Origin of the sequence: Pseudomonas sp. A-RE-22 (genome assembly GCF_019956035.1) — a bacterium.
Classification (GTDB): Bacteria; Pseudomonadota; Gammaproteobacteria; order Pseudomonadales; family Pseudomonadaceae; genus Aquipseudomonas; species Aquipseudomonas brassicacearum.
The window spans coordinates 1-10875 of record NZ_JAHBCZ010000079.1; the positions used below are offsets into that span (position 1 = coordinate 1).

Annotated in this window: 9 protein-coding genes and 4 tRNA genes; 3 read left to right on the plus strand and 10 right to left on the minus strand. The window is 60.8% G+C overall.

Annotated elements, in window-relative coordinates; genetic code table 11:
* The 6 genes from KGA89_RS28390 to KGA89_RS28415 form a co-directional block, all read right to left on the minus strand.
* Window positions 1-2715: DUF6531 domain-containing protein (locus tag KGA89_RS28390; RefSeq protein WP_223473096.1), on the minus strand; the 2715-nt coding region annotated here is incomplete at its 3' end.
* Between the two features lie 188 nt (window positions 2716-2903).
* Window positions 2904-3305 (minus strand): sel1 repeat family protein, encoded by a 402-nt coding sequence (locus KGA89_RS28395; protein ID WP_003204573.1) that lies wholly within the window; start codon window positions 3303-3305, stop codon window positions 2904-2906.
* Window positions 3306-3677: a hypothetical protein gene (locus tag KGA89_RS28400; protein ID WP_003179080.1), complete on the minus strand. Its 372-nt coding sequence runs from the start codon at window positions 3675-3677 to the stop codon at window positions 3306-3308.
* Window positions 3674-4015 (minus strand): helix-turn-helix domain-containing protein, encoded by a 342-nt coding sequence (locus tag KGA89_RS28405; RefSeq protein WP_003204574.1) that lies wholly within the window; start codon window positions 4013-4015, stop codon window positions 3674-3676. Before KGA89_RS28405 ends, KGA89_RS28400 begins: the two co-directional genes overlap by 4 nt.
* 102 nt (window positions 4016-4117) lie before the next feature.
* Window positions 4118-4573 carry a YkvA family protein gene (locus tag KGA89_RS28410; RefSeq protein WP_003204575.1) on the minus strand — a complete coding sequence of 152 codons (456 nt, stop codon included), beginning with the start codon at window positions 4571-4573 and terminating at the stop codon, window positions 4118-4120.
* A gap of 294 nt (window positions 4574-4867) precedes the next feature.
* Window positions 4868-5581 (minus strand): FKBP-type peptidyl-prolyl cis-trans isomerase, encoded by a 714-nt coding sequence (locus tag KGA89_RS28415; protein ID WP_003204577.1) that lies wholly within the window; start codon window positions 5579-5581, stop codon window positions 4868-4870.
* A gap of 269 nt (window positions 5582-5850) precedes the next feature.
* Between KGA89_RS28415 and KGA89_RS28420 the strand changes: the two genes are divergently transcribed.
* Together KGA89_RS28420 and KGA89_RS28425 are read left to right on the plus strand one after the other, a co-directional pair.
* A complete protein-coding gene (locus tag KGA89_RS28420) occupies window positions 5851-7656 on the plus strand; it encodes a di-heme-cytochrome C peroxidase (RefSeq protein ID WP_223473097.1) in 1806 nt (601 codons plus the stop codon).
* Between the two features lie 31 nt (window positions 7657-7687).
* The gene (locus KGA89_RS28425) at window positions 7688-8824 is read left to right on the plus strand and encodes a catalase family protein (protein ID WP_223473098.1); all 1137 of its coding nucleotides are present in this window, start codon (window positions 7688-7690) and stop codon (window positions 8822-8824) included.
* A 245-nt stretch (window positions 8825-9069) separates the two neighbouring features.
* On the opposite strand, the gene KGA89_RS28430 is transcribed toward KGA89_RS28425, so the two are convergent.
* The 4 genes from KGA89_RS28430 to KGA89_RS28445 form a co-directional block, all read right to left on the minus strand.
* Window positions 9070-9146 (minus strand) — tRNA-Asp (locus KGA89_RS28430).
* Window positions 9147-9163: 17 nt separating this feature from the next.
* Window positions 9164-9239 (minus strand) — tRNA-Val (locus KGA89_RS28435).
* Window positions 9240-9416: 177 nt separating this feature from the next.
* A tRNA-Asp gene (locus tag KGA89_RS28440) sits at window positions 9417-9493 on the minus strand.
* Window positions 9494-9512: 19 nt separating this feature from the next.
* Window positions 9513-9588 (minus strand) — tRNA-Val (locus KGA89_RS28445).
* A gap of 160 nt (window positions 9589-9748) precedes the next feature.
* On the opposite strand from KGA89_RS28445, the gene rdgC reads away from it, so the two are divergent.
* On the plus strand, window positions 9749-10669 hold the full coding sequence (gene rdgC, locus KGA89_RS28450) for a recombination-associated protein RdgC (protein ID WP_003204583.1): 921 nt from the start codon (window positions 9749-9751) through the stop codon (window positions 10667-10669).
* Window positions 10670-10875 lie beyond the last annotated feature (206 nt).

Genomic DNA, 10875 nt, shown 5'->3' on the forward strand with positions numbered 1-10875 from the left:
GCTGCCGTCGGGGTTCAGGCGGCGGCTGACCAGGTGCAGGTCGTCGGCGTATTCGTAGCGGGTGACCCGCCCTTGTTCATCGCACTCGGCGGTGACCTTGCCGTAGGCGTTGTAGCGCCAGGTCCGGATGGCACCGTTGGGCAAGGTCACCTGCAGCAGTCGGCCGACGGCGTCCCATTGGTAGTGCGTGAGCGCGCCGTGTTCGTCCTGGCGGCTGAGCAAACGCCCCAGGGCGTCGTAGGAAAAACAGCGGCGACCGCCGTCGGGCAGGATCTCTTCGGTCAGTTGGCCCAGGCGACTCCAGGTGAAGCGATGTTCGCCACCGTCCGGGGCATACGTCGCCAGCAGTTGTCCGTGAGCGTCGTAGGCATATTCCGTGCGCCGGCCATCCGGGTCGATGAGGACGATCACGTCGCCGCGGGCATTGCGCCGGTAGGTCCACACGGCCTTGCCGCACGAACGGGTGTGCAGGAAACCGTTGCGGTATTCGTAAGACGTCGGCGCCTCGTCCGGGGGAAGCAGCGCCACCAGCCGTCCGACCTCGTCGTAGCGGTATTCGCTGACCGCCCCCAACGGGTCCTGCTCGGCAATCAGCCGGCCCTGTCCGTCGTAGGCCTTGAGGTGCTCGCCACCGTCGGGCTCGACCTTGCGCACCAGCCGCGCCCGCTCGTCGTGGACATACACCTCCTGGCTGCCATCCAGGTGCTGGACCGTGACGCTGCCGTCTTCGCCCCAGGTGTAGCGGCTGTCCATCTGCGCAAACGAAGCCCAATGCCGTACGCAGCGGGACGCCGGCCCGACGCCTTGCCACTCCCAGTAGAAACTTGCCCCGCCGGCCAGTTGTCGCTGGAGGATGACGTGCCGGTCGTCGTAGTCGTAGCGCTCGCTTTCACCGGCAGCATTGGTCGCTTCGATCAGTCGGAAACGTCCGTCGTAGCGGTAGGACACCAGCGTCTGCTCGGTCCGCCAGGCTTCGTCGAGGGTGATGGCGGGATGGAAGCTCTGGTAGTCGACGGCAATCAGGTGGCGCTGTTCGTAACGCAGGCGCAAGGCGCGCCCGGCGCCGTTGTCCAGGCGGCTGATGTCGCCATGGATGTTGCGCAGGATGGTCAGGCGGTTGTCGTAGCGGTCGCTGAGGGCGCTCAGGTGGCCGTCGCGAAAGTGCAGGAATGGAGCGTTTTCGCCGGGTTGGGCGACGATCAGTTCGTCCGGCTCGGAGCCCAGGTAGATCGCTGCGCGGGCCAGGCTGTTGTGGATCGCCGGACGCTGGGCGCTGGGCAGCGGAAAGGTCGTGCGGCGGTTTTCCTGGTCGACCCAGGTGACCTGCTCGCCCTCGAGTTCCAAGCGATGGGCCAGGGCATGGCTCCAACCGCGCCCGAGGCCGACGTCCAGGTCGGCGGCGCTGGTGCGGTACAAACGGGTGAAGACGAACGGCAAGCGACCATCGAGGGTGCCGTCGTCGAGGGTCAGCAGTTCTTCGCCGGTGACCATCGACACCGGGCAGCCGCTGGTCTGGGTCTGGGCCGCAGTGTCGGCGCTGTCGCCGTTGGGGTTTTTCGACTGGGCCGGGGCGTCGTCGTGATGTTCGTGTTTTTTCAGCGTGGTGTTGCGCTGCGCATCCCAGCGCAGTTGCATCCGGCCCTTTTTCACCCCGGCCGCGATACCGCGCGCCGCCACGGATTTGTAGCGGTCCACGTAGGTCATGAAGCCATTGACCACCGCGAAGATCGCCCCGATGAAACGCTGCATGGCACCCAGCAGGCGCACGCCCACATTCCCCAGGCGCATCGACAGATAAGCGATACCGGCACCCGCACCGGTGAAGGTCAGGACGACACCAATCAACAGGTCGATCAACAACTGCACTGTCACCCTCGACAGGGCTTCGGCCGTTTCCCCGGCAACCTCACTGGGCGGCAACATCTCCAACCAGAGACTGGCGGTGCGCACCAACAGGCACAGCGCCGCTTCGTCGCTGGCCAGCAGTTGCAGCTTGGCCATCACCAGCGGTGTTTTTTCCGCCAGGTCCTCCAGTTGCTTGGCGCTTTCGCCCAACCGATCAACAAACTGACCAGGGTCCTTAAGAATGTCCGAGAGCAAGCTGATGCTGTCCCAAACACTTTCAATCGCCGCCCAACTACCGGCGAGCAGCCCGTTCCCCACCGCCGCCGCCGAAGTCGACAGCGATTGTTGTGCCCATCGCGGCTTGAAACCCTGCCACTCACCGCGCAACCAGTCCGTCAGATCGGTGGTCAGGCCATCGTAGGAAGAAAACAGATTCGCGATTTGCTTGGCGGACACCTCGCCCTGGACATGAACCCGATAGGACTTGCCTGCCTCACCCAGGAAGGTCCCCAGGCCCTGGGCATCCAGGGTGACCGGCGTGACCTCGCCGCTGGCCACGTCCACCACATCCACCGCGATGTCGCCCAGCGGGATGTCGTACACCGACTCGAACTTGCTCTCGATCGTCATCGGCCCGCCCTTGGGGCACTGGACGACCGTGGAGAGGAAGTCATCGTCACCGATGCTGACAGCGGTGGTGCTGTCGCCAAAGCGGATCAGCCGCTCCATGCCCATCAGCGACGGCAGGTCAGCGACATGACTGGCCCGGTCCGCTGCTCGGCTGTACCAGCGCTCGAGCTGCTCGCGGTAGGCCGAAAGGGTGCCTTTGAAGCTGTCGAGTTCCTGCTCGATTCGGCTCACCTGATCCATCAGGACAGGGCTCGCTCAGGGGCCGGCAGGAAAAAACGGTCGAACATGGGCAGACGTCTCGCAGTACTCAGGGAGCGCGAGACTTTGCCGGGGATGACAGGGGAATTAAGTCAGGGGAAGGAGACAGAGTACGTAGGGCGATTCGCTAAATTCGTCTGACCTGCACAACGAATCGCCTGTGGATAACCCTAGATATCGCGAGCTTCAAGTGATTTGAGCTTGATTTCGGCCAGCGGATGCCCGGCTTTCGCCGCCAAGGTCCACCAACGCGCCGCTTCAACCGGGTCCGGCGCCTTGCTGGCTGTGCCGGCCAGGCTGATCACGCCAACTTGGTAGGCGGCCTTGCCATCACCGGCCAATGCCGCCAGCCGCAGCAGGCGAATTCCTTCTTCACGGGCACCCAGCCCTTGGCCGCGAAACGTGAGGATGTGCCCATAGAAGCTCTGCGCACCGACGTCGCCCAAGTTCGCCATGCGGGAGAACTGCCCCTCGAGCCAGGCCCAGCCACGCGGCTGGCGGACGAACCAGGACCAATGAAACAACCGACGCGCCAGCCAGTAACCGGCCCGCGCCTTGAGTCGCCAGAGCACTCAGGCCTCCGCCGACTCGGGGTACTCGTATTCAAATACCCGAACCACTTCTGAAGCGTGCCAGGAAGCAGCGGCCACGCCATCGGATGGCCCGGAAAAGCGGCCCAGGCGTTCTACGCACTCAAAGAAACCCGTGCGCGGCAACCGACTGGCGCCCTGGCTGATCACCAATGAACTGCGCAGCGGCTGCTCCGCCCGGGCGTCCAGCGCCGCCAGGTGCTCAAGGGCCGCAGTCAAGGTCTGCATGGCCGGGCTGGGCAGTTGCAGACGCTCCAACAAGGCGCGGTAAGTCAATAAATGGCGCTGGCGGCGCGCCTGGTCCAACTCACCCAACAACCCATCCCAATGCTGCCGACTGATGCGTACGCTCACGATTCTTCCCTCCAACCCGGAACCGTCAACTCCCAGGCCAGACTACGCCGAATCGCGGCATCGGGCTGACGCTCGCCGCTCTCGATCAAGGCCAGATAAGACGGGCTGATACCTACCGTGCGGGCCAGCGCCTCGATGGCGATGCCCTTCCCTTCGCGTAAACTGCGTAATTGATCCAGTCCAGGGAGAACCTGGCCCGGTGCCGCCGCGTGACGGACTGTCGCTTCGCGCGGCGGAGCTTGATCGATGCCTGCTGCCTTCAACAACGACTGGTACTGATCCCACGGCAAAACCGCGTATTCGGGCTCTCCGTCACGTGTGATTATTTGAATATCCATGTCTACCCCGTAGGACAACAACACTTAGCGAGTCAGCCTTTTTTCTTGGAAGTGTAATCCTAAATGCTGGCTAAGGTCGCGGGGTGATGAATTCTCAGGGGGTCAGGGCTTTTTCTGGCCTTGGAGTTGAAGTTGTTCCGGGGTATCGGGAAGCCTTTCGACCCGGGCAAGCTTCTCGGGCGATTGCCGATAACGCCAGGCACGGAAAGCCTCGAGTTCAACGTCGAGGGTTTTCATGACCCAGGCCAGCACGGCGATATCGTCGATCATGCCAAACATTGGCAAGATATCTGGAATCGCATCCAGGGGGCTGAGGAAATACATGAGCCCTGCCACCACCGACAGCATCGACTTGGCGCTGACAGCGCGGTATTCGCCCCGCCAGTAGGCCAGGCACAAGGCCTGTAACAACCGCAGGTCCTCCTTGAGCTTGCCCAGCCGTCCGCCCTCCCGGGCACCTTTGCTGGCGACGGCGAACAGCAACGTCGGCAATCGACCGCGGGCCAGCAGGCGGCCTGCCAAGGGCAGAAATCGCGCAAAATTCCACGGGGCCTTCATTTTTTCTCCCACTGAAATGTTATCCACACAAATTGTGGATAACCTTGTGAACAGAGCTGCATTTCACCGCTGAAGCCCCCGTTTCATAAGGGCCCGGCTTAGATCGGGCGTTTTTTACTCACATAAAAAAACCCAATATTTCATTGACTTGACCGGCTGACTGCGTCTAGCACAGCGCCTGTATTGCCTATGACTATACCCTGCATCGCGCGTTCGGTTTTTTTGCCATTTTGCCGCGGCCCAGATGCGACAACGCCCCGCATAAGCGAGGCGTTGTCGTTATAGCAGACGCGATTACTTGGCTGCGTCTTCTTTTGCCGGATCCTTGATCGCCAGCAGTTCCAGGTCGAACACCAGGACCGAGTTGGCCGGGATGGCCGGGCTCGGGCTCTGGGCGCCATAGGCCAGGTCGCTCGGGATGTACAGCTTGTACTTCTCGCCGACGTGCATCAGTTGCAGGCCTTCGACCCAACCCGGGATCACGCCGCTGACCGGCAGGTCGATCGGGCTGCCACGTTCAACGGAGCTGTCGAACACGGTGCCGTTGGTCAGCTTGCCGGTGTAGTGAACGGTCACTACGTCGGTCGGCTTAGGCTGTGGACCGTCGGCTTTCTTGACCACTTCGTACTGCAGGCCGGAAGCAGTGGTGGTGACGCCGGCTTTCTTGCCGTTTTCTTCGAGGAACTTCTTGCCGGCGGCTGCCGACTCTTCGCTCATCTTGGCCATGCGCTCTTCTGCACGCTTTTGCAGCGCGGCAAAGGCTTCGACCAGTTCTTCGTCTTTCAGCTTCTGTTCTTTCTTGCCGACGGCATCTTCGATGCCCTGGGCGACCGCTTTGGAGTCCAGGTCATCCATGCCTTCCTGAGCCAGGCTCTTGCCCATGTTCAGGCCAATACCGTAGGAAGCTTTCTGCGCCGGGGTCTTCAGCTCTACGCTGGTCTGCGAGTCGCAACCCGCGAGTACCAGGCCTACCAGGGCCACCGCCGCTGCCAACCGATGCTGTTTCATGCTATTTCCTTGTTCATGCGCCTAAAGGGCAATCGAATAAAGCCGCGAGCTTATCAGGCGGCCACGACCAATGGCTACCGGCATGTGAGCCACAAAGTAATGATAAGTTCAGGTCCGCAAACGCTTTTTAAGCCTGTACGAATGAAGCATCTGTCATCTGTTACGTACAGGGACAAATTGCCGCTCCCCTACAGGCCAGGGGTAATGGCCACTTGCCCGCCGCGCAGCACTGAGGCATAAGGGCTTATCAAAAAAACAAGGACGTTACCGTGCGCCTTCTCTCTCGCATCTTCTTGCTGCTCCTCGCGCTGCTGATTATTGTCGTGGCCGTGGTGGTTTATTACGTCGCCAATCCTCGCCTGCCGTTCTACACGCCCGTCGAACAGGTGAATTACCTCGACCAATGGACTGCCGCCGAGCGCCAGACGTATTACTTCACGCCCCAGGGCACCCAGGTCAAAGGCCTGCGCTACGACTGGTTCACTGCCCTCGAATTACCGTTTTCGCAACAACGCTTCGCTTCGCCTGAGTACCTGGCACGCTTTGGGTTCCTGGTCGATCCGGCGCAGAAAGCCTCGTCGGCCAATCCCGGCAACTTGCCGGTGGGCTTCGCCCGGCACCAGAACCCGGGCAGCACCGAACAGTTCCTGGATATCACCTGCGCAGCCTGTCATACCGGTGAACTGCGCTTCAAGGGTCAGGCGATACGGATCGACGGCGGCTCGGCTCAACACGTGCTGCCTTCCAGTGTTCCTACATTACGCGGCGGCAGTTTCGGACAAGCATTAGTCGCCAGTCTGGCGTCTACCTACTACAACCCTTGGAAGTTCGAGCGCTTCGCCCGCCAAGTGCTGGGCAAGGACTACGACGTCCGCCACGAGGAATTGCGCAAGGCCTTCAAAATCTCCCTGGACACGTTCCTGCGGGTGGCCTGGAACGACACCCATCGCGGCCTCTACCCCACCGAAGAAGGGCCCGGCCGTACCGACGCCTTCGGTCGCATCGCCAATGCCAGCTTCGGCGACGCCATTTCGCCGCAAAACTACCGGGTGGCCAACGCCCCCGTGGACTACCCGCAGTTGTGGGATATATGGACGTTCGACTGGGTGCAGTGGAACGGATCGGCCCAGCAACCGATGGCCCGCAACGTCGGTGAGGCGCTGGGGGTCGGCGCCACGCTGAATTTCTTCGACGCCCAAGGCAAACCGCTGCAGGGCGATGCGCGCTACCCCTCCAGCGTGCGTGTACGCGACTTGAACAAGATCGAAGAGACCCTGCAACTGCTCAAGCCGCCTGCGTGGCCGGAAGCGCTGCTCGGTTCAATCGACAAACCGCTGGCGGCCAAGGGCCGGGCCCTGTTCACTGAAAACTGCGCCGGCTGCCATGTACCCAAGGTGGTCCAAGGGCCCGACAGGCCGGTCCAGCAATTGCACATGCTGCCCGTGCAAATGATCGGCACCGACCCGGGCACCGCCAACAACATCGCCGATCACCGCTACGACCTGACCAGCCTGCAGTGGGATCCGGCCGAGTTGGCGAAGCTGGAAGTGCAACTGCACCCGACCCCGACGGAACCGCTGGACCTGAGCCAACTCTCGGTCGCCAAAGGCCTGGCCTACGTCACGGCGTTCGTCGAAAACCGCGCTTACCGCGACGCCGGTGTCACCCCCGCCGAGCGCCCTGCCCTGGACGGTTTTGGCCTGCCCATCGGCGTACGTGAACTGCGCGCCTACAAAGCCCGGCCGCTGGCGGGCGTCTGGGCCACGCCACCGTTCCTGCACAACGGCTCGGTGCCGACGATCTATCAATTGCTGTCCCCCCAGGACGAGCGCGCGACCACGTTCTATAAAGGCAACTTCGAATACGACCCGCGCCACCTGGGCTATCGCACCGAAGCCTTTACCAACGGTTTTCTCTTCGATACCCGCATTACCGGCAACCACAACAGCGGCCATGAATTCCGCGCGGGCGAGCGAGGTAATGGCGTCATTGGCCGCTTGCTGCAACCGCAGGAACGCTGGGCCTTGCTGGAGTATTTAAAGGTGCTGGGCGGGCCACTGGAGTCGCAACTGTAATGATGAACCCCACAGGTAAAAGGAAGTTTCAATGTTGATCACGCTCTGGCTGCGCCTCGGTGCCTTTTTGGGCAAGACGCTCCTGTGGCTGCTGGGCATCGGGTTGCTCGGCTGGGCACTGTCCACAGCCTGGTTTGCCTGGCAACACAAGGGACCGGTCCCGGACAAGGAACAGGTGGCGCCCGGCGAAGCGGCCATGACCCAGGACATCATCCAGACCGCTATTCGCATCGTCGATCAGCACCGCGAAAGTACGCGTTACCTGCGCGATGCCCATGCCAAGGCCCACGGCTGTGTCATGGCCGAAGTCCAGGTGCCGAGCGACCTGCCGGCACCGTTGCGCCAAGGTGTATTCGCCGAGCCGGGGAAGGTCTGGCAGGCGACGATTCGCCTGTCCAACGGCAACGCCTATCCGCAGTTCGACAGCCTGCGCGATGCCCGCGGGATGGCGATCAAGCTGATGAACGCACCGGGCAAGCAACTGCTCGCTGACCGGCAATCACAGGGTGAGCAGGATTTCGTGATGTTCAACCATCCGAACTTCTTCGTCAGCGATGTCGCTGAATATCGTCAGAATGTGGCCGCCCAGGCTGACGGGAAGAAGGCGATGGCTTTCCTTCCAAGCCTCGATCCGCGCAGCTGGCAGATCCGGCATTTATTCATCGCCCTGGCGACCCTCTCACCGCCCCCGGCCAGCCCGACCCAGACCACGTATTTCTCGGTATCGCCTTACAAATTCGGCGAAGCCAACGCCAAGTTTCGCGTCGCACCGGACCCGGACAGTTGCCCGAGCTATACCCTGCCTCCCCAGAATCAGGACCTGCCGAACTTCTTGCGTAGCGCATTGAATCAGCAGTTATCCACGGACCGGGTGCCGGCGTGTTTTGTCTTGCAGATCCAGCGTCAGGATCCGAGCAAGTACATGCCCATTGAAGACACCAGTATTGAGTGGCAGGAAAGTGATGCGCCGTTCGAGACCGTGGCGCGGATCAAGGTTCCGGCTCAGGATTTTGATACGCCCAAGTTAAATCTGGCTTGTGATAATCAGTCGTTCAATCCTTGGTTCGGCATTGAGGCGCATCGGCCTATTGGTGGGATCAATCGCTTGCGTAAGGCGGTGTATGAGGCGGTCAGCGATTATCGTCATCGGCGGAATGCTGAGCTGTAGACGATGGGTTGGTGTGTATATCCGTTATTTCGGTAACGGCTGCTGACGGTTCCGCTCTGACTGGGCCGGCTCCCGGGCTCTTCAAAAGTGACCCGCCGTAAGGGCGGAACCATAAGTAGCCGTAACCGCAGCGACGGATATACACACAAAAAAGAGAGCCAAAAAAAAACGACGCTTTTCCCTCGTAAAGGAAAAGCGTCGTTTCTAGTAGCCACCTGGCGTTCAGCATTCCAGATAACCAAATATGGCGCAGCGGACGGGACTCGAACCCGCGACCCCCGGCGTGACAGGCCGGTATTCTAACCGACTGAACTACCGCTGCGCGTAACACTGAAAGTTTGGTGGGTGATGACGGGATCGAACCGCCGACATTCTGCTTGTAAGGCAGACGCTCTCCCAGCTGAGCTAATCACCCTTCACTTTCGATGCGGGGCGCATTCTCTCACAGTTTTTTATAACGTGCTGATTTAATTAGCAAATTCAGCAAAAAAAACATGAGCAACGCACACCACAGGAACTGCAAACAGCAAAAAGCCCGCGTTAGCGGGCTTTCCGTGGTGACCTGGCGTTCAGTGTTCCAGGTAACCGAATATGGCGCAGCGGACGGGACTCGAACCCGCGACCCCCGGCGTGACAGGCCGGTATTCTAACCGACTGAACTACCGCTGCGCGTAACACGTTGAACGAATGGTGGGTGATGACGGGATCGAACCGCCGACATTCTGCTTGTAAGGCAGACGCTCTCCCAGCTGAGCTAATCACCCTTCGCTTTCGGTGTGGCGCGCATTCTACGGAGCACTCTTTAAGCTGGCAAGCACTTTTTAAATTAATTTTTTCAGGCCTTCCAAAGGCTTAGCGAAGGGTTGGCCTATGGCGCTGCGAAGAGAATAATGCCCCCCTTTGTATAAAGGAGAGACTCACCCCATGTGGTTCAAAAACCTGCTTATCTATCGCCTGACCCAAGATCTGCCTTTTGATGCCGAGGCGTTGGAAACTGCACTGGCCAGCAAACTGGCGCGTCCATGTGCAAGCCAGGAGTTGACCACTTACGGTTTCGTCGCACCGTTTGGCAAAGGCGAAGACGCACCGCTGGTGCACGTCAGCCAGGACTTCCTGCTGATCGCCGCACGCAAGGAAGAACGCATCTTGCCGGGTAGCGTCGTACGCGATGCCCTGAAGGAAAAGGTCGAAGAGATCGAAGCCGAGCAAATGCGCAAGGTCTATAAAAAGGAACGGGACCAGCTCAAGGATGAAATCATCCAGGCGTTCCTGCCGCGTGCGTTCATCCGTCGTTCGTCCACTTTTGCCGCCATCGCGCCGAAACAGGGCCTGATCCTGGTGAACTCGGCCAGCCCGAAACGCGCTGAAGACCTGCTGTCTACCCTGCGCGAAGTCATCGGCTCGCTGCCGGTACGTCCACTGACGGTAAAAATGGCCCCGACCGCTACCATGACCGACTGGGTCAAGACCCAGAAAGCCGCGGACGATTTCTTCGTGCTCGATGAATGCGAACTGCGCGACACCCACGAAGACGGCGGCATCGTGCGCTGCAAGCGTCAGGACCTGACCAGCGACGAAATCCAGCTGCACCTGAACACCGGCAAGGTCGTCACGCAACTGTCCCTGGCCTGGCAGGACAAGCTGTCCTTCATGCTCGACGACAAGATGGTGGTCAAGCGCCTGAAGTTCGAAGACCTGCTGCAGGACCAGGCAGAGCAGGACGGTGGCGACGAAGCCCTCGGCCAACTGGACGCCAGCTTCACGCTGATGATGTTGACGTTCGGCGAGTTCCTGCCGGCGCTGGTTGAAGCGTTGGGTGGGGAAGAGATTCCGCAGGGGATCTAAACCCCGCCCCCCCTGTGGGAGCGAGCTTGCTCGCGATAGTGGCATGACGGCCACCGAGATGCTGACTGACACTCCGCTTTCGCGAGCAAGCCCGCTTGTGTCTTGCGCTGCGATTAGACTGAAGGTGAGAGCGGTGGGCGGCAAGCTGAACGCCCGAAGTGCTTAAAGCACGTGTGGGAGCCCATGCTGCCACTCACCTCTCCACT

What these genes read in the sequence shown, in the direction of transcription:
- rdgC (WP_003204583.1), top strand. Translation starts at nt 9,749, where the DNA reads ATGTGGTTCAAAAACCTGCTTATCTATCGCCTGACCCAAGATCTGCCT.
- KGA89_RS28425 (WP_223473098.1), top strand. Translation starts at nt 7,688, where the DNA reads ATGTTGATCACGCTCTGGCTGCGCCTCGGTGCCTTTTTGGGCAAGACG.
- KGA89_RS28415 (WP_003204577.1), bottom strand. Translation starts at nt 5,581, where the DNA reads ATGAAACAGCATCGGTTGGCAGCGGCGGTGGCCCTGGTAGGCCTGGTA.
- KGA89_RS28410 (WP_003204575.1), bottom strand. Translation starts at nt 4,573, where the DNA reads ATGAAGGCCCCGTGGAATTTTGCGCGATTTCTGCCCTTGGCAGGCCGC.
- KGA89_RS28405 (WP_003204574.1), bottom strand. Translation starts at nt 4,015, where the DNA reads ATGGATATTCAAATAATCACACGTGACGGAGAGCCCGAATACGCGGTT.